Source organism: Pseudomonas sp. FP198, from assembly GCF_030687895.1.
Lineage (GTDB): Bacteria > Pseudomonadota > Gammaproteobacteria > Pseudomonadales > Pseudomonadaceae > Aquipseudomonas.
The window spans coordinates 558,329-577,298 of sequence record NZ_CP117452.1; the positions used below are offsets into that span (position 1 = coordinate 558,329).

General features: G+C 61.3%; 14 protein-coding genes, 1 tRNA gene and 1 pseudogene. 3 read left to right on the forward strand and 13 right to left on the reverse strand.

The features are described from left to right. Positions 1-176 precede the first annotated feature (176 nt). Positions 177-335 (forward strand): YqaE/Pmp3 family membrane protein, encoded by a 159-nt coding sequence (locus PSH78_RS02620; protein ID WP_038436734.1) that lies wholly within the window; start codon positions 177-179, stop codon positions 333-335. Positions 336-461: 126 nt separating this feature from the next. Here PSH78_RS02620 and PSH78_RS02625 read toward each other — a convergent pair whose 3' ends face one another. The 11 genes from PSH78_RS02625 to PSH78_RS02675 all read right to left on the reverse strand — a co-directional run bounded on the left by PSH78_RS02625 (position 462) and on the right by PSH78_RS02675 (position 13,997). After that, positions 462-2,288: a S9 family peptidase gene (locus PSH78_RS02625; RefSeq protein WP_305498362.1), complete on the reverse strand. Its 1,827-nt coding sequence runs from the start codon at positions 2,286-2,288 to the stop codon at positions 462-464. Then, positions 2,254-3,384 (reverse strand): pyrroloquinoline quinone biosynthesis protein PqqE, encoded by a 1,131-nt coding sequence (pqqE, locus tag PSH78_RS02630; protein ID WP_370871052.1) that lies wholly within the window; start codon positions 3,382-3,384, stop codon positions 2,254-2,256. The genes PSH78_RS02625 and pqqE overlap by 35 nt, the downstream gene beginning before the upstream one ends. Beyond that, the gene (pqqD, locus tag PSH78_RS02635) at positions 3,377-3,652 is read right to left on the reverse strand and encodes a pyrroloquinoline quinone biosynthesis peptide chaperone PqqD (protein ID WP_305498365.1); all 276 of its coding nucleotides are present in this window, start codon (positions 3,650-3,652) and stop codon (positions 3,377-3,379) included. The genes pqqE and pqqD overlap by 8 nt, the downstream gene beginning before the upstream one ends. Further along, positions 3,649-4,401, reverse strand: a complete 753-nt coding sequence (pqqC, locus tag PSH78_RS02640; protein WP_305498366.1) for a pyrroloquinoline-quinone synthase PqqC — start codon at positions 4,399-4,401, stop codon at positions 3,649-3,651. Before pqqC ends, pqqD begins: the two co-directional genes overlap by 4 nt. Positions 4,402-4,589: 188 nt before the next feature. Next, the gene (gene pqqB, locus PSH78_RS02645; RefSeq protein WP_305498368.1) at positions 4,590-5,501 is read right to left on the reverse strand and encodes a pyrroloquinoline quinone biosynthesis protein PqqB; all 912 of its coding nucleotides are present in this window, start codon (positions 5,499-5,501) and stop codon (positions 4,590-4,592) included. A 79-nt stretch (positions 5,502-5,580) separates the two neighbouring features. Then, entirely contained in the window at positions 5,581-5,655 is a 75-nt protein-coding gene (gene pqqA, locus PSH78_RS02650) for a pyrroloquinoline quinone precursor peptide PqqA (protein ID WP_003177660.1), read from the reverse strand. 157 nt (positions 5,656-5,812) lie between these two features. Continuing rightward, complete coding sequence (gene pqqF, locus PSH78_RS02655) at positions 5,813-8,251, reverse strand: pyrroloquinoline quinone biosynthesis protein PqqF (RefSeq protein ID WP_305498370.1); 2,439 nt, start codon at positions 8,249-8,251, stop codon at positions 5,813-5,815. A gap of 48 nt (positions 8,252-8,299) precedes the next feature. Next, positions 8,300-9,094, reverse strand: coding sequence for a carbon-nitrogen hydrolase family protein (locus PSH78_RS02660; protein WP_305498372.1), 795 nt, complete (start codon positions 9,092-9,094; stop codon positions 8,300-8,302). Between the two features lie 12 nt (positions 9,095-9,106). Beyond that, entirely contained in the window at positions 9,107-10,789 is a 1,683-nt protein-coding gene (locus PSH78_RS02665; RefSeq protein WP_305498374.1) for an NAD(P)/FAD-dependent oxidoreductase, read from the reverse strand. Between the two features lie 275 nt (positions 10,790-11,064). Further along, the gene (locus tag PSH78_RS02670) at positions 11,065-11,526 is read right to left on the reverse strand and encodes an Lrp/AsnC family transcriptional regulator (protein WP_305498377.1); all 462 of its coding nucleotides are present in this window, start codon (positions 11,524-11,526) and stop codon (positions 11,065-11,067) included. 35 nt (positions 11,527-11,561) lie between these two features. Continuing rightward, positions 11,562-13,997: a hypothetical protein gene (locus PSH78_RS02675; RefSeq protein ID WP_370871105.1), complete on the reverse strand. Its 2,436-nt coding sequence runs from the start codon at positions 13,995-13,997 to the stop codon at positions 11,562-11,564. Positions 13,998-14,136: 139 nt separating this feature from the next. Here PSH78_RS02675 and PSH78_RS02680 point away from each other — a divergent pair, with 139 nt between their 5' ends. Further along, complete coding sequence (locus tag PSH78_RS02680; RefSeq protein ID WP_305498380.1) at positions 14,137-14,388, forward strand: helix-turn-helix transcriptional regulator; 252 nt, start codon at positions 14,137-14,139, stop codon at positions 14,386-14,388. Beyond that, a pseudogene (locus PSH78_RS02685) lies at positions 14,388-15,059 on the forward strand (HipA N-terminal domain-containing protein). Before PSH78_RS02680 ends, PSH78_RS02685 begins: the two are co-directional and overlap by 1 nt. 54 nt (positions 15,060-15,113) lie before the next feature. Here the strand turns inward: PSH78_RS02685 and PSH78_RS02690 are convergent. Together PSH78_RS02690 and PSH78_RS02695 are read right to left on the reverse strand one after the other, a co-directional pair. Beyond that, positions 15,114-15,190, reverse strand: a tRNA-Ile gene (locus PSH78_RS02690). A gap of 15 nt (positions 15,191-15,205) precedes the next feature. Then, on the reverse strand, positions 15,206-18,949 hold the full coding sequence (locus PSH78_RS02695; protein ID WP_305498381.1) for a bifunctional diguanylate cyclase/phosphodiesterase: 3,744 nt from the start codon (positions 18,947-18,949) through the stop codon (positions 15,206-15,208). Positions 18,950-18,970 lie beyond the last annotated feature (21 nt).

Genomic DNA, 18,970 nt, shown 5'->3' on the forward strand with positions numbered 1-18,970 from the left:
TGTCAGGGAAACAGTCTGCAAAGCCCCGCTTCGGCGGGGTTTTCTTTTGCCTGCGTTTTTTGCCGGTGTATCTTCTCCCTGCGGCCCGCCTCTTTGGCCGCGCACTGAACCCTGACGAGCGGTCAGCTGTCCATGAGCTATATGGCAATGTGGCCATCGACCATCAGGAGCTATCCATGGATATCATTCGAATCATCATCGCCATTCTGTTGCCACCGCTGGGTGTGTTCCTGCAAGTCGGGTTCGGCGGGGCTTTCTGGCTGAACATTCTGCTGACGCTGTTGGGTTATATCCCCGGCATCGTGCATGCGGTGTACATCATCGCCAAGCGCTGATTCACCCCGTCACAACATCCCTGTGGGAGCGAGCCTGCTCGCGAAAGCGGTTTATCAGTCAGCGAGATGTTGACTGAACCATTGCTATCGCGAGCAGGCTCGCTCCCACATTGGTTTGCGTTGCTGCTATGCGAGTCCATCCATCACCCTGCGATAGAACAACCACTCATGCTCCAGCGCATGTGCCTGGTTCGCGGCCTTGCGAAAGCCATGGCGCTCATCAGGGTAGTAATGAGCTTCGACCGCGACACCGTTATCCTCCAGCGCCTTGACCATATCGCGGGTCTGCTGCGGCACGACCACGGCGTCCAGCTCGCCTTGGAAAAAAATCACCGGCGCGCGAATCCTGTCGGCGTGCAGTAACGGGGTGCGGGCCCGGTAGCGTTCGGCGTCCAGTTGCGGGTCGCCGATCAGCCAGTCCAGATAGTCACCTTCGAATTTGTGCGTAGCGCGGGCCAGGGCAACGGGATCGCTGACGCCGTAGAGGCTGGCGCCGGCACGAAATACGTCGCGGAACGCCAAGGCGCAGAGGCTGGTATAGCCACCCGCGCTGCCGCCACGGATGAAGGCGCAGCGGCCATCGACCAAGCCTTGCTCATCCAGGTAAGCGACAACGGCGCAGGCATCCTCGACGTCCACCACCCCCCAATTCAAATGCAGTGCCTGCCGATAGACGCGACCATAACCGCTGCTGCCACGGTAGTTGAGGTCGGCAACGGCGAAGCCGCGCTGGGTCCAATACTGGATGCGCGGATCGAACACCGGGTAGCAAGCCGAAGTGGGCCCGCCGTGGACGAACACCACCAGCGGCGGTTTCGCGGCGGTGTTCATGGCTGGATAAAAAAAACCGTTGGCTTCGCTGGACGCAGAGGGGTAGCGCAGCGTCCGGGGGCGGCTGATTTGCTCGGGAGGCAACGGCGCGATGCCTCCGGCCAGCACCAGCGCTGCATGACTGCGCCGCTCGATCGCAATGACCGCCGACGGGCTGGCTGGCGAGGCGGCAATGGCATAGACGAATTGCTCATCCAGCGCGAGGCTGCGGAAGCGGCTGTAAGTGCCGGTGAAATCTTCCAGCACGCCGCCGCTACGCAGCCCCAACCGCCCGAAGCCGGCCTCGCTCCAGCTCGCCAGGTAAGTGCTTTCATCCACCGGCAACCATGTACACCCGCCCAGTTGCCAAGGCGCCGGGGCGTGATCGGCTTCGGCGGCCTCCATTGGCTTCAGGACGCCGGCGCGTTCATTCCAGGGCTGCCAGTAACCGCCTCGGTCGGTCAGGCAATAAAGACGATTGCAAGCATCGAAGCGAGGTTGCTGGATGGATTCTTCGCCATCATCGCCGGCCACGCAGCATGGCGCTGCCCAGGTTGAATCGTTGCGTTCGGCGACCATCAGCCGCGTCGCTGTCCATGGCTGGTGGGGGCGACTCCATTCAATCCAGGCGAGACGTTTTCCGTCGGGGCTCAAGATCGGCGCGGCATAGAAGTCCGCGCCTTCGGCCAATACGCGCCGCTGGTGATCCGCCAGCCCGATCGATACCAGTCGATGCTGGTCGGCCTGTTCCTCCACGGCCAGCACGTGCCCTGTGGCGAAGTGCAGATCGCCGTATCGACAATCGCCTGCGGTCAGCGCTACCGGGCGCTGGTCGCCCAGCGATTGGTGATACAGCTGTTGGTCGCTTTCGTTGACGAACAGCACGCCGTCGTCGCTCAGGCAGAACGACCCGCCGCCGTATTCATACACCCGGCTGCGCACACTGAAACCGTCCGGGGTCAGGCAGCGCGTCTTGCCGTCTCGCCAATGCCAGATCCGGCAAGCGCCATCTTCGGGACGGTATTCGTTCCAGAAAAGGCCCAGCGGGCCGAGTTGCAGTTCGGCAAAATCGATGCCTGCCGCGACGGCCTGGGCGGCGCTGAAAGGTTCAGCCTTTAACGATGAGGCGCGAGTTTCGTTCATTGCGAAAGGCCAGTTGTTCAATGGTTTGCGTGGCATGCTCGGCGTCTTCGCGAGCCTGGAGAATCATCCCGTGGTGCGCGGATTTGCTGCACACCGGATCGGCATTGCTGGCGTCACCGGTGAGCATGAACGCCTGGCAGCGACAGCCGCCGAAATCCTTTTCTTTTTCATCGCACGAGCGGCAGGGCTCGGGCATCCAGTCATAACCGCGGAAACGGTTGAAGCCGAACGAGTCGTACCAGATGTGTTGCATGCTGTGGTCACGCACATTCGGGAATTGCACCGGCATCTGCCGGGCGCCATGGCAAGGCAGCGCCGTGCCATCCGGGGTAACGGTCAGGAAGATGCTGCCCCAGCCGTTCATGCAGGCCTTGGGACGCTCTTCATAATAATCCGGGGTCACGAAGATCAATTTGCACGGGTTACCTTCGGCCTCGAGCCTGGCCCGGTATTCATTGGTGATGCGCTCGGCACGCACCAGTTGTTCCCGCGTGGGCAGCAGGCCGACGCGGTTGAGGTGTGCCCAGCCATAGAACTGACAGGTGGCGAGTTCGACAAAGTCGGCTTCCAGGGCGATGCACAGCTCGATGATGCGGTCGATCTTGTCGATGTTGTGCCGATGGGTGACGAAGTTCAGCACCATCGGATAACCATGGGCCTTCACCGCCCGGGCCATCTCCAGCTTTTGTGCGAAAGCTTTTTTCGAACCGGCCAGCAGGTTGTTCACCTGCTCGTCGCTGGCCTGGAAACTGATCTGGATGTGGTCGAGGCCGGCCTTCTTGAAATCGCTGATTTTCTGTTCGGTCAAACCGATGCCGGAGGTGATCAGATTGGTGTAGAAGCCTAGCTTGCGCGCCTCGCCGATCAGCTCGGCGAGGTCCTGGCGCACCAACGGCTCGCCACCGGAAAAGCCCAGTTGCGCGGCGCCCATCTCCCGGGCCTCGCGAAAGACCTTGAACCATTGCTCGGTGCTCAGCTCCTTGCCTTGTTCGGCAAAGTCCAGCGGGTTGGAGCAGTACGGGCATTGCAGCGGGCAGCGATAGGTCAGCTCGGCCAGCAGCCACAGCGGCAAGCCGACGGCGGGCTTCTCAGGCAAGGGTGATCCAGTGCTGTGCACGGGCGACCTCCATGAATTGCTCGATGTCGTCACCGAGTTCCGGCACGTCCGGGAATTGCTTCTCCAGCTCGCCAATGATCGCCGCGACATCCCGTTCACCATCGATCAGGCCGCCGATCAGCGCAGCGCTGTCGTTGAGCTTGATCATGCCTTCAGGATAAAGCAGCACATGGCCTTTCTGGGCCGGTTCGTATTGGAAGCGATAGCCGGGACGCCACTGAGGTTTCTTGCTGCGGTCGAAGCTCATAAGGTAATCCCTTTATGCCACACCCGTTGATCGGTCACGCTGTGATAGGGCGGGCGTTTCAATTCGTAAGCCATGCTCATGGCGTCGAGCATGCTCCAGAGAATGTCCAATTTGAACTGGAGAATTTCCAGCATGCGCTCCTGGCCTGCGCGGGTGGTGTAGTGCTGCAACGTGATCGCGAGACCATGCTCCACATCACGCCGAGCCTGGCCCAGGCGGGTGCGGAAATATTCATAGCCGGCCGGGTCGATCCAGGGGTAATGCTGCGGCCAGCTATCCAGGCGCGACTGGTGGATCTGCGGGGCGAACAGTTCGGTCAATGAGCTGCTGGCGGCTTCCTGCCAGGAGGCCCGGCGGGCGAAGTTGACGTAGGCATCCACGGCGAAGCGCACGCCGGGTAGCACCAACTCTTGCGAGCGCAGCTGATCGGGGTCCAGGCCCACTGCCTGGCCCAGTCGCAGCCAGGCTTCGATGCCGCCGTCTTCGCCGGGGGCGCCGTCATGGTCGAGCAGGCGCTGGATCCACTCGCGACGGATTTCCCGGTCCGGGCAGTTGGCCAGGATCGCGGCGTCCTTGAGCGGAATATTCACTTGGTAGTAGAAGCGGTTCGCGACCCAGCCCTGGATCTGCTCGCGCGTGGCGCGGCCTTCATACATCGCCACGTGGTAGGGGTGATGGATGTGGTAGTACGCGCCCTTGGCACGCAGGGCCGCCTCGAACTCGGCGGTGGGCAGGGGGGTGTCAGTCATTTCGGTTCTCCTGTGATAACCGCTGGCGGATGGTTGCCAGGTCGGCCTCTTCGCGAGCAGGCTCGTTCCCACATTGGGTTGTGCTGAATCAGATATCCGGTACGACTCGGGACTACTGTAGGAGCGAGCCTGCTCGCGAAGAGGCCAGACCTGGCACACCGCAAAGCCCCTCACACCGTCTGTCCTTCCTACAACTCAATACTCATCCCGTCATAGGCCACTTCAATCCTGCGTCGCACCAGCTCGGCCCGCTCGGGCGAGTCCTCGTCCAGGATCGGGTTGGTGTTGTTGATATGGATGAGCACCTTGCGCTGCTCGGGCAATTGCTCCAGCACCTCCAGCATCCCTCCGGGACCGCTCTGCGCCAGGTGACCCATCTCCCGACCGGTGCGAGTGCCGACGCCACGGCGTTGCATTTCGTCGTCGTCCCACATCGTGCCGTCCACCAGCAGGCAGTCGCTGCCGGCCATGATCTGCAGCAACGGTTCGTCGACCTTGCCCAGGCCCGGCGCATAGAACAATTTGCCGCCGCTGCGCAGGTCTTCAACGATCAGCCCGATGTTGTCACCCGGATGCGGATCGAAGCGGTGCGGTGAATAGGGCGGCGCGGCGCTGCGCAGCGGCAGCGGGGTGAAGCGCAGGTTCGGGCAGGCCGGGACGGTGAAGCTCTGGTCCAGCTCGATGCGGTTCCAGCTCAGGCCGCCGTTCCAGTGGGTCAGCATATTGAACAGCGGGAAACCGGTGCTCAGGTCTTCATGGACCATGTCGGTGCACCAGACCTGATGCGGGCAGCCTTCGCGCAGGCTGAGCAGGCCGGTGGTGTGATCGATCTGGCTGTCCATCAGGATGATCGCGCCGATGCCGGTGTCCCGTAGCGCCCGCCCAGGCTGCATCGGGGCGAAACCCTGGAGTTGCGCGCGGATGTCCGGCGAGGCGTTGCACAGGACCCAGCTCACGCCATCATCGGAAATTGCAATGGACGACTGGGTGCGCGCCTGCGCTCGGAGGCTGCCGTCGCGAAAACCCGCGCAATTGGCGCAGTTGCAGTTCCACTGGGGAAAGCCCCCGCCGGCGGCGGAACCTAGAATCTGGACGAACATGCTCGCTCCATCTGCAAACCGAAATAAAAACGCCCCGGATGGCCGAGGCGTTGTGTCGCGTACTAACTGCCTGCAATCATCAACGGCTGGCGAAGTACATGGTGACTTCGAAGCCGATACGCAGGTCGATATATGCGGGTTTGGACCAGGACATGGGAATACTCCTTTGGTTGGGGTGGATCGGTTTAAAGCTATACATATAGTCCACCTCCGTTCGGAGATGTTCAGATGCTCAGGCGACTATGTTACTAAATCTGACAATTTGGTTCGCTGCGATTCTCTGAGAAAGCTCATTGCAGCGCCTGTAATGATCATTTGGCCGCTCGCCAGGGGTCGCCCGGGCTCGGCGCGTTGCTGAGGCAATAACGTCCTCCCAGCGCGTCGATCAAGCGGCGCGCGGCATTCACCAGGTCTTTGCGCTGCATGCCGAGGATGGCATCGGCCAGTCGCTCAGGGAAGTCTGCCGGGTGGCCGGCCAGTTTTCCTTGCCAGAGTAGCTCGGCCGCCTGGGCGCAGGGCAACGCGGCGATTTGCATCTGGCGGGCCAGGGCTTGTTGTTGGCTGGCCAGGGTTGCATCGTCGGTTTTTTCGATCACGGCGGGGAGCTCGGTCAGAAACTGCTCCATATGGCTGACCAACTGCGCGGCCGACGTCTCGGGCGATTGCGCACCCAGCAACAAGCCGGTCCATCCATCGATTTGCTTCAAGCCACTGAACACCGCATAACCTAACTGCAGCTCGACCCTCAAGCGCTGGTAGTACGGGGTCTGGGACAAATGAGCCAGCAATCGCCAGGCAGCTTCGTCGGGCAAGTCCAACGTGGGCGAGGGGCAAAACAGCAACGCGGCGTGTTCATCGCCATGGGTCTCGAGGGTGTGCCAGATCCGCCCCGGTAAAGGCGTCACCGCTGGCGCCGTCGCCTCGTGGGGCACGCCAGGAATCCGGGCCAACAACGGGCCCACAGCCGCTTGGGAAGCAGCCGACAGACCGATGGCCAGGCCGTCCCAGCGGGCGCTTGCCCAGACGTCTTGTTCGCCGCCGGGCGGTGGCAGCTCTGCATGCCGCAGGTTCTGCTGATAGTGATCCGGCAATTCCCGCAGCAAATGTCGAATCGGCATCGGGGGCGTTTCGTTCCTGGCCTGAACGGATGGCAGCGGCTCATCCAGCTTCGTCAGCAGGTGCTCAAGCACCAACGGCATCGGTGCTTGCAAACCGACCAGCTTCAGCAGCCATCGATCGCTAAAGGTTTCGAAAGTGATGTCCACGCCTGCCTGCCGGGCGTCCTCGCACAAATCCGCCAGGTGCCGATCGAGTCTGGGTTGAAAATCGAGCGGTACCTGGGTCTCCAGTTGCCAGCGCACATACACCGCACTTTCCCGGGAGTCCGGCAATGCCTGGCTGAACTGCATGGGCGAGCGTTCCCGCCGGCCGCGGCTGCGGTCTTGTGCAAACGTGCGCAGGCCACGGTGGGCGCTGGTCTGGCCGCGTATCAAACCGGCGCGGGGCGGCTCGCTTGGCGCTTGCAGGAACGGGTTGGGCGAGGGCAGTTGCCATTGTTCGGCGACCTGATCCGCAGGCTGCAGTTGCTTGAGGATTTCTCGAATTCGTATCAAGTCGTTTTCCGATAGAGCCCCGGCAGATCCTTCGCTGTCCCAACGCGCCAGCTGCAGGGCCGTTGCCGTTTCCTGACGGCGCTGCAGCAGCGCATTGAATTCCTCGCGCAAGGGCGCCCAGTCGTCATGGCCGGCAAAGAACCCCAGCCAGTCGCGCAGCAACGGCTCGATAGCCGACGATACCTGGCCGCTGTCGAGCTTGAGCTCGATGTGCAGCAGTGCCTGACCGGCAAATTCATACAGCGGAGAAGCCTTGAGGCTGTCGGCCAGACCGCGTTGGCGCAATGTCGCGAGCAAGCCGCCCGGTTTGCTGGAGTTCAGCCAGTGACACAGGAAGGCCAATGCTTGAGGCGAGGCGCCAGGCAAGTGTTCGAGGGCAAAGAGCAAATCGAGGCGGCCTTCCCGAACTTGTTGATAAACCATGCCTGGCGCCGTCATTAGCCTCGGCGGCGATTGCCTGGTCGGCGCTTTTCCGATGGGCATGCTTGTAGCGAATTGATCGGCCAGCGCCTTCATTGTTTCGAGGCTTTGCGGACCGGCGAGGCTCAAGGTCATCTGACCGCTCTGGTAGAAACGCTGATGGAAACCGCGCAGCGCCGTTTGAAATTCAGGCTGTGGTACAGCGAGGCTGTCGCGATTGCCAGCGTGAAAGCCCCGCAGCGGATGAGCCGCCGACAATCCGTCATACAGGGCAACCTGGTGCTGGGCGGCGGCGTCCCCGGACCAGGCGATGAATTCGGCGTGCAGTACTTCCCGCTCGCGTAACTGGTCGGCTTCATCCAGTCGGGGATGAGCAAGCATGTCTGCCAGACGCTTCAACCCGTCCGCCAGGGCAGCAGGCGGCAGCTCGATGAAAAAGTCCGTGGTGCGCTCGCTGGTACGCGCGTTGACTTGCCCGCCGTGGTCCCGCACGTAGGCCATCAGGTTCTGCCCGCTGGGAAAACGTTCTGTCCCGAGGAAGAAAAGATGTTCGAGAAAATGCGCGAGGCCCGGCCAGGCCTCGGGGGCATCATGACTGCCGGCCGCCACGCGCAACACCGCAGCGCTGCGCTTGAGGTCGGGTGCATGGCGCAACGTCACTTGCAGGCCGTTGGCCAGGGTTTCGGTATGGGGGCGGAGGTAGTCGGGGGCCGGCATGAGCGCTTCCAGGACAAGGATGTGCTCATGCTAGCGGATTAGCCCGGATCAGTGTTTGTGCAAGTCGCCGTAGAGCGCCGGGCGACGGTCGTGCAGGTAGTTGTAGGCCGCGCGCGAGTCATTCATCAGCTGTCGATCCAGTTCGCCGACGATCAACGCCTCGTCCAGCCCCGCCAGGGCCGGGCGGCTGCCGTCCGGCGCGGCGATGCTGCTCTGGCCGCAATAGCGCAATTCACCTTCGTGACCACAGTAGTTGGCGTAGGCCACGAAACACTGGTTTTCAATGGCCCGTGCCCGCACGGTGACGTCGGCGATGAACTCGTAGGGCTGCATGTTAGCGGTCGGCACCAGGATCAGCTCGGCACCCGCCAAGGCCAGCCGCCGGGCGTTTTCCGGGAACTCCAGGTCATAGCAGATCAGGAAACCGAGCTTCCAACCGTTGAGCTCGACAATGGGCAGCGCCGCATTCCCGGCGCTGAACATCGTATGGTCGAGGTCGCCGAACAGGTGGCTCTTGCGATAGTTGGCGAGGCGTTCGCCGTGGGCGTCGATCAGTTGCACGGCGTTGTAGATCTGTCCGTCTTCGCTGCGTTCGGGGTAGCCATAAACAATCGCCAGGCCGGCCGCCTTGGCGATGCGGCCAATCTGCTGGGCCCATTCGCCGTTGTAGACCTCGGCCAGTACGTTCACCGCATCGACGCCGATGTTATAGCCGGTCAGGAACATCTCCGGCAGCACCAATATGTCAGCGCCTCGGGCCTCCAGCGCGACTTGGTGCAGGCGCTGCAGGTTGCCGGCCGGATCCATTGGCAGCGGTGGGCATTGGTAGAGGGCTACGCGCATCGACAACTCCTTTTATTCGGGCAGGGCGATCGGACCGATTTCGTCGAACACATCCCCTGGACCCGGGTTCTCGGCATGGGTTTCACCGCCGAAGTGTTTCATTATTCCCCACACGGCATTGAGCGAGGTCTGCACCGCGCCTTCAACCCAGGCGGGTGTCCATGAGACGTCGTCGCCGGCGATAAAGATCCCTTTTTGTTCGGCCGGCATGTCGCCCTGCATGAAATGCGCGTACATGCGCTGGTTGTAACGATAGTGGCCGGGTAGCGCGCCCTTGAAGGCACCGAGGAAATACGGGTCGGCTTCCCAGGACACGGTGATCGGTTCGCCAATGATCCGCGCGGCGATGTCCACCTTCGGATAGATTTTCTTCAGCGCATCCAGGGCCAGCTTGACGCGTTTTTCCACCGGGTACGGGAGCATTTTCAGCGCATCGCTCATCCAGGAATACGACAGGCAGATGACCCCCGGCTTGTTGTCGCCGTTGTCGAACAGGTAGGTGCCACGGGTCAGGCGATCGGTGAGGGTCATGCTCATCAGGTCGCGGCCGGTTTCCGGGTCCTTGTCCTTCCAGAATGGCCGGTCGACCATCACGAAGGTCTTGGAGGATTGCATGTAGCGGGTGCGGTCCAGGGCCATCCACATTTTTTGCGAGAACAGCGCTTCTTCACACTCGATCTGGGTGGTCAGCAGCCAGGTCTGGCAGGTGACCAGCACGGCGGCGTATTCGCGCGTATCGCCCCAGACGTCGGTCACGCTGAATCGGCCGTCGTCGGCGCGAGCGATACGCTTCACCCCGCTGCGTGGCGCGCCCAGGTGCAACGAATTCAGGCTGGTGCCTTCCGGCCAATGCACGCAACGCTCCGGCACATGTCTCCAGATTCCCTGCGGTACCTGTTCCACGCCGCCGACCACCAGATGCTGGTGATCGTCGCAGTTGGTCATCACCACGCGAAAGATTTCCAGCATCGAGTTGGGGAAGTCCGAGTCCCAGCCGCCTGTTCCGAAGCCGACCTGGCCGAACACTTCGCGGTGCTGGAAAGACAGCTTGGCGAACGCCTTGGAGGTGGCGACGAAATCGTAGAACGTGCGGTCATCCCACAGCGGTACCAGGGTGTTCCACAGCGCTTTGAGGCGCGGTACGTCGCGCTCGCGGATCGCTTGCTGGATCTCGCTGAAACGCGAGCCATCCTCCAGGGCATCGGCCCAGGCGTCGGCGACTTCCTGGAACAGCGCAGGGAGGTCGGCCATTTTTTCTGCGTAGTAAGTCTGCCCTTCCAGATCGATAACGGTACTGCCCGAGGCCGAGGTCAACGGGTTGGGGAACGGTTTGGTCTCCAGGCCCAGTTTGTCGACGTAGTGGTAGAACGCCGTGGACGACACCGGAAAACGCATGCCACCGAGCTCGGCAACGATGCCTTCGGCGCCGTTGAACGCTTGGGAGCGCAGGCGTCCGCCCATCTTCGACGCCTCGTAGACCACCGGTTTGAGGCCCAGCTTCATCAATTCGTAAGCGGCTACGAGGCCGGCGATGCCCGCGCCGACGATCGCCACTTCAGCCCCGTGGTTGTGTTCGGGAATGACCCCCAGGCCGGCCGGGTGCTCGATCCAGTCGTCAAAGGCGAAAGGAAAGTCCGGCCCGAAAATGGTGATGGGCTTCTTGCCGTCTGCTGGGTGGCGATTGTGCTTGTTCATGGCTGACCTTGATGGGCGACTCGACGCGGCGTTCGCGTCTGAGTATAGGAAAGATGCCAGCCATTCTAGAGAGGGTGAAACACGTTAATAAGACGCAATGTGTCGTCGTTCTGATCGGTTTCTAGTCATTTTGACGTGTATGGGAAGCATAATGACGAAACCTTATCCTGTGGGAGCGAGCTTGCTCGCGATAGCGGTCTATCAATCCACCGGAGTGCTGACTGAACCAACGCTATCGCGAGCAAGCTCGCTCCCACAGGGTAAGTTGCAAGGCTTCAGACCGGCTGGCCCCGATCGATCTTGCTGCTGAGAATGATCGACGTGGTAGTTTTCTCCACCCCGTCCACGCTGCCGATCTGGTCGAGCAACTGATCCAGCTGTTCCGGCGAATCGGTGCGCAGCCACGCCACATAATCAAATTCGCCGCTGACCGCGCACAACTGCTGGACCTGCGCCATGGCGCTCAAGCGTCGCAATACATCTTTACCGGAGCGTGGCTGCACCTTGATGCCGACATAGGCCTGCAGACCGCCATCGATCACCCGCTGGCCGAGACGCACGCCGTACCCGGTGATCACCTTGGCTTTCTCCAGCCGAGCCAGGCGCGAGGTCACGGTGGTGCGGGCAATCCCCAATTGTCGGGCGAGCATGGCGACGCTTTCCCGCGCGTTGATTTGCAGGGCTGCGATCAACTGGCGGTCGATTTCGTCGAGGACGGGAGGGCGGATCTCAGTCAAGGTTGGCTCCGGCGCGGGCATCAATGGCGGGCATGTTACAGGTTCCCTCGCTCGAAATAGCCACTGGCAGGTAAAGCCAGCTGCCGCCAGGCGGCTGCCAAGTGCGCTTGGGAAGGCCTGAGGCAGACACCTTCCTGGCAGATCAGTTGCTCAATGGGCAACTGCAGCAGAGCGTCCAGTGAGAACGACTGCACCGAACCCTGATCCTCGTTGGCTTCGGTCTCCCAGTCGTGCTGGAAGCTGCGTAACCGTAGCTGCCCTTCCTCGAAGCTTTCAAACAATGGTCGATAGCCCAGCCATTTCGGCTGTATGCGCAGCGTGTGCGCCTGGACATCAAGAAGCAGCAGTTGCCAGCCGCGGTAACTTCCACACAGTTCCTCGACATCGGTCGCCATGCAGGTCAGGGCCAGGTAGCGGCTGTCCGCCGACCAGATCATCGAGGGCGCCAGATCAACCAACGCGCAGCCTGAGGCGGTCAGCAAGTGTCCGCCGAGACGGGGCGTACCGGTACGCACCCAGCTGTCGGAGTATTCCGTCTCACTGCCGAACAGCCAGGCGGCATCCTGATCATTCCGCGCGGGCTGGATGAAATCCCCCTCGGCAGTGGCCGCTTGCGGGCAGTCCACCAGACGCCAAGGCGGGACGGCTTTGAGCTGCGAGTCTGTCGGCTGCAACTGCACAGTGTTGTAGAACAGCCGGGATTGCTCGTTGGGACGGAAGAACGACGCGTCGCCGCCAACCTCTGGCGCGGCGATGTTGAAACGTTGCAACGGGCTGCTTTCCCTGTCTTGATCAAGACGGCCCTGGATCACTGCCAGATTCAACCGGCCATCGCGGAAATCCAGTATCCGTTCCACCCACATGGGCGGCCCTTCCAGCAGGCGGTGCTCCCGCACATCGGCAACCACCGCATGGCCGGTGACGGTCGTTGAGTTTTCAAACGGCAGCAGCGCCAGATAGCGTCCACAATCGGAAACCCGATGGTCCAGCAGCCAAGCCCCCGGCAACGACCAGTCGCCGATCCGGCAGCGATAGCCACCCAGGCCTTGGCGATTGTCACCGAGCCAGGTCAGGACAGCGCGTACGTCGCCCTGCAACGGTTGCGTCTCGATAAACGAGTCGCCTCGCCGCCCCGTGCTGTCCAGCGGCAGCATGATCGCCATGCGGGTCAGCTTGAACTCACCGACCTGCACGCGACCTTGAGCGTCATGACCCACTTGGGTTTCGGTATCGCCGTGGATACTCTCCAGGCCGTAGCCATAACGGCCGGCGCCTGGTCGCGGATAATCGAGATACGAGCCGATACGGACATGGCCTGCATCAAGGCTCAATAATTCGTGCCAATAAAAGGACGGCTCCGCGTCGCTCTTCACCCACGGCGAGGGCAGGGCGCGCCAGCCATGATCCGCTTGCCACAACCAGTACTGATTGCCATCCGCCTCGTTGGCCTGCTCCCGGGCCAGACAGACCAGGGCGCGGTTATCGCCGCTCCAGACCAGTGGCGCATCGGCTGCCATGACCAGGCCCGATGGTTGACCATTGAGGCTGATGGCGTAGCGCGGCGAATACAGCGGCTCCAATGGCTGGGCCAGATCGCGAAAGGTCTTGGGCAACAAGATGTCGCCCTGCAGGATTTGCCCGCCATCAATGGAAGCCCGTTCGAAGCTGCGCGCAACACTGTCCGGATTCCAGCCAGGCGCAAGCCAAAGGTCCGCAAACGGGGTCAGGTCGGCTACTTCGGCGGCCTGCAACAGTTCATCCAGTCGGGCCTGACGAACGCTGTTGTCGACCAAGGGGCTATGGCGGCCGCTCAGTTGATCGAGGTCCAGGGCGTCCAGCTCCCAGAACTCGCTTTCGGCACAGCGGTACAGCTTGCGTTGCTGCCGGTCGAGCACGACCAGCCCCCATTCCTGGCGGGACGGTACCGGCGCGGCGAAATAGCGACCGTCGCTGGAGAACACCGCCGAGGAGCCAAGGCCTTGCAAGAGCACGCCATCAGGGAACAGATAATCGCAATGAACGGGGCCGCCCATGGCAATTTCGCTGTGGTTGAACACCCGGATCGGCTCGCCCTCGGGCGTCAGCAGCGGCTCGTTTGTGCCCCAGGCACTCGGCCCTTGGCCCGCAGAGGAGACCGGCGCCAACCCAAGGCGGCGCTCCCACTTGCTCACACAGGCGAGCCCGCCAACGATGCTGGCGATCGCCACCAGAATGCCCCACCACTCAGGCAGTGCCCGCCCCAGACTGAAACCCAGGCCAAACACCGCGCCGACAGTCAGCCTGGCAATGCCCCGACCCACCGCCGAGAAGCCCAGTCGTGCGGCAAGACCCATCAGCAAACCAAGCAATACCACCGCCAGCAAGGCCAGCGGCGGCGGCAGTATCGTGACGAAAAAGGCTGGCACCACCAGGATGCCGAGCTGCCAGAAGAGTTCGAGGAACAGGCGGGGAAGGCTGGGGCTGGCGATGATGGGCGTCTCGGCGGGGTATTGGAAATCTGATTGTAAGTGAGCAGACGTTAAAAAAGACAAAGACCCGCTGCTCATTCTTTGATTATTTGGCGTGTTGGGTATACGTTACATCTCAATCATTTTGTCGCGTATACGAAACATGGATTATTTGCTCATTACTGCCCGCCTTGGCATACAGATAAGGCAATGCCGTTCAAATCGCGGGCTGACCCAAGCGAATCTGGCTGCCTTGGCCGGCATCCCCCGGCAAAAGGTTATTGCCATCGAGAAGGGTGACGTGTCGGTAAGCATGGCTGCTTACGCACGAGTACTGGGAGCACTGGATTGCGAGCTGGCCGTGACAGCGGCCGCAATGCCGACACTGGATGAAATTGAAGGGATATTCGACTGATGGCAGCTGTGTTGCAGGTGGCAACCCTGAAGGTGCCAGCGGAAGAATCGTTGGCGGTGCCGGGGATTACCGGTTCCGTTATCACGACGAGGCGAATCCCCAGGCTGCTATAAGCCTGCTCATGCCTGTGCGCCTGGATGAGTATCGTCATCGAGATCTGCACCCGATCTTTCAAATGAATCTGCCCGAAGGGTACGTCTTAGAGCAGTTGCGCAACCGCCTGGCCAAGGTAGCTGACGTCGATCCCATGCTGCTTCTTGCGTTGTCGGGAAGCAGTTCACCCATCGGGCGAGTAGCAGTGAGTTCCGCCGACGTCGATGCGTTATTGCAGCGTCAACAATTCCCAGGAGAAAAGCTGGAAGAAATCCTGGCGTGGGACGGTGCCGAGGATATTTTTACCGAGCTTGTTGATCGCTATATCCTGCGGGCCGGGATTTCGGGCGTGCAGCCTAAGATTCTTGTGTCCGAACACGAGGCTATTCGGTTCTCGACAGGGGCTGCTGGACTTTGCTCAGGTGTGTGATGTTGCTCAGCCAGAAGAAGTAATCCGCTTGCAACTGCGAGCGCTGGAACGAGTAGTGGCTCGTTCAACCGAGCTTTGTGAGCAGGCCCCACATGTGGTCGCGGCGATCAGGCAGTGTGCGGAGCCGTTCTTGAGAACCTTTGGATAGGGTGCAGCGCTGCTGCAAAAAACACAAAAGCCGCGCAATGCGCGGCTTTCAATTTGGTGGGCCCACACGGACTCGAACCGTGGACCAAAGGATTATGAGTCCTCTGCTCTAACCAACTGAGCTATAGGCCCTCAGTAGGCCGCGGATTATAGCGACGGTTTCTCGGCTGTGCTATCCGAAAAATCCGATACGGTCACATGCAGAAACGTCGCGGCAAATTCTTCGGCGCACAGGGGCAGGCTGACGATGTAGCCCTGGATCTGCTCGCAGCCTTCCTCGGCGAGAAATTGCTGTTGGGCGAGGGTTTCGACGCCCTCGGCGATGATGCTGAACTGCATGCTCCGGCCCAGGGCGATGATTGCCCGCACGATGGCCACATCGTGGGGGTCATCGGGCAGGCCGCGGACGAAGGATTGGTCGATTTTCAGGATGTCCAGCGGCAGGCGTTTGAGGTAGCTCAGCGAGGAATAGCCGGTGCCGAAGTCGTCGATGGCCAGTTGCACGCCGAGTTTTTTCAGTTGATGCAGTACCGTCAGGGCCTCTTCGGCCTGGCTCATGATGAAATTTTCGGTAATCTCCAGTTGCAACAAACCAGGCTCAAGGTGGTTTTCCCGCAGCAACTGTTCAATCCGACCCAGCAGGTTGGGTTGGCGCAATTGGGCGCCGGCCAGGTTGACCGACAGTGGCCCGAGGCTTTCGTGACAGCTGTTCCATGCGTGCAGTTGCCGGCAGGCGTTTTCCAGTACCCAATCGCCGATCTGCAGGATCATGCCGTTTTCTTCGGCCAGGGGAATGAAATGCTCCGGCGGTACGTCGCCAAAGGTCGGATGGGTCCAGCGAATCAGTGCCTCGGCGCCCACCAGCCGGTTGTCGATGAGGCTGATTTTTGGTTGGAAAGACAACGACAGCTCGTTGCGCTCGATCGCCCGGCGCAGCTCGTGCTCCAATGCCACGCGCTCGCTGGCCTGGGCGGTGAGGTCACGGGTGTAGCTTTCCACCCGGTTGCGGCCCTTGGCTTTGGAGCGGTACATCGCCGCGTCGGCGTTCTTGACCAGCGTGGCGACATCGCAGCCATCCTGCGGATAGAGACTGGTGCCGATGCTGGCGCTGATGAAAAACTCATGCTCGCCGGCCTGGAACGGCGCGCAGAAACAGTTCAACAGCTTTTGCGCGATGTGCTCGGCATCGCTGGGCTGCTGCAGGCCGGGCAGCAGGATAATGAATTCGTCACCGCCCAGGCGCGCCACGGTGTCGATATCACGCAGTTGCTCGCGCAGGCGCACGGCAATGCCCTTGAGCAGCAGATCGCCGACCGGGTGCCCGAGGCTGTCGTTGATGTGCTTGAAGCGGTCCAGGTCGAGGAACAGTACCGCGCCCTGGCCGCCATTTTCTTGCTGACTGTTGAGCGCTGAGAGCAGCCGGCTTTCGAACAGGGTGCGATTCGGCAGGCCCGTGAGCGGGTCGTGATGCGCCTGGTAATCGAGTCGGGCCTGGGCGTGTTTGAGGCTTGAAATGTCGGCAAAAACCGCGACGAAATGGGTGGTCTGCTGTTCCTGGTTGCGCACGGCGCTAATGGTCAGCCAGCTGGGATACAGCTCGCCATTCTTGCGTCGATTGGAGATCTCACCCTGCCAGTGGCCCTCCGCCGTCAACTGATGCCACATCGCGGCATAAAACGCGCTGTCGTGCAGCCCGGAGGCCAGCAGCCGAGGCGTATGGCCCAGCGCTTCGGTTTCGCTATAGCCGGTGATTTCGGTAAAGGCCCGGTTCACGGCGCTGATGTGCTGTTGCGTATCGGTGATCAGTACGCCTTCGGCGGTGCTTTCGAATACGGTGGCCGCCTGCTGCAGTTTCTCCTGCATGAAGTGGCGTTCGGTGATGTCCCGGGCGATGGTCAGCATGCAGTCCTCGTTGCCGATGGGCAGCGGACGACTCGACACCTCGCAGAGCCGTATCTGCCCGTCGTTGCGGCGGATATGGCAGCTGAAATCCTTTACGAAACCGTCCCGCTGCAGCAGGTCGAGCATTTGTTTGCGTTCATCGAGGTTGACCCATATCCCGAGGTCGAGGGTGGAGCGATCAACCGATAGGGCGCTGTTGAAACCGGTAATGCGGCTGAAACCGTCGTTGACTTCAATCAGCAAACCATCGCTCTGCCGGGATAGCAGCAAGCCGTCGGGCGAGGCATGAAAAGCCTTGGCGAACTTTTCTTCGGAGGTCTGCAATTGTTGCTGGGTCTCCTTGAGCTGGCTGATGTCGCGCACCACCACGACCAGGGCTGGGGTGGTGTCCAGATCAAAGGGTTCGGCCGATATCAGCCCGGTGAACACTTCGCCGTTGCTGCGTTGGAAAGGCATTTCCAGATTGCGAATGCTCCCGGCCTGCAACCGCTGGAGCAAGCTCGGGCCGACGCCCTGTATGCCCCAGATGTCCAGGTCGGTAGCGCTTTTGCCGACCACCTCTGCGGCGCTGAGGCCAATCTGCTCTTCGAAGGCTTTATTGACCTCCAGCAGGCAACCGTCCAGCAGGCGCGCAATCACCAGGATGTCCGGGCACTGGCGAAACACCGAGCCGAACTTCTGTTCGGAAAGGCGCAGCGCTTCCTCGGTGTGCTTTGCTTCGCTGATGTCGATCATCAGTCCGCGCATCAACGGCTCATGGCCATGCTTGATCAGGCTGACGATGTCCCGCACCCACAGGCAACGACCGTCGGCGGTGATCACCCGGTAATCGATGCAGTGATCGCGGCCGGCAAGGACTTCGTGATCGCAATAAGTCTGCGCGCGGATCAGGTCCGCCGGGTGAATGATGTTGCGCCAGAACCCGGGGATGAGCCAATGGGCGAGGGGGTAGCCGAGCAATTCTTCGGCATGAGGCGATACATAGCTGTAGGTGAAGTCGCTGACCCTGGCTTCCCAGGCAATCGCCGAAAGGCTCTCTACCAGCCCGCGATAATGGTATTCGCTGCTGCGCAACTCCTGTTCCAGGTCGACGCGTCGGGCTATTTCCGAACTCAGGCGACGGTTGATGCGAATCACCACTGCCAGGATGGCGATCAACAGCAGCAGCCCGGGCAGGCCGTAAAGCAGCAGGTCTGACCAGAGCTGGCGATAGTCCCGCACGTTGCCAACCCATTTTTCCTGGATTTCGCTGATCTCCATCGGCGTCATGTCCGCCAGGACCTTGTCGAGGATGCCCACCAATATCTTGTTTTCCCGTGGGACGGCCATCGCCAACTGATAGCGATAAGGCGTTTCTCCGCTGACGTAGAGCCCGTCAAGCTTGAGCTGGCGCAAGCTCCACACGCTGGAAGCAAGATCGCCCACCACCGCATCGACTTCATCGGTCGCCAAGGCCTGCAGCGCCGAACTGACGTTGGGCAGCGCGACCAGGTTCAGGTCGGGGTGGTGGTTGCGCAGCAGTTCGTGGGGAGCATAGTTCTCCACCACGGCGATTTTCAGGCCGTAAAGGTCTTCGAGCTTATGGGGTCGGGGCCCGCCTTTATGGGCCAGGATGACAATCGGAAAATCGAGGTAGGGGCGGGTGAATGACAGGTAGTTCTGGCGTTCGGGGGTGGACATGATGCCCGGTAGAAGGTCGATCTTGCCCTGCACGACCTGTTCCAGCACCTCCGTCCAACTGACGGGTTCGATGGGGGTGAGCGTGACGGCCAGTTTCTCGCGGATGATGTCGACATAGTCGGCGGCCAAGCCTTGGTAGCGGCCATTGTCGTCGCGAAATTCGAACGGTGGCCATGACGCATCGACACCCAGGCGCAGGTCGGGATGGTCCTTGAGCCAGCGGCGTTCTTCCTCCGTGAGCGTCAACGCGCCGGCCGTTGCGGTCCAGGTCATCAGTGACAGCAAAAGCACGGCCGTCAGTCTGGGCATCACGGTCTCGTCATGGCTGGG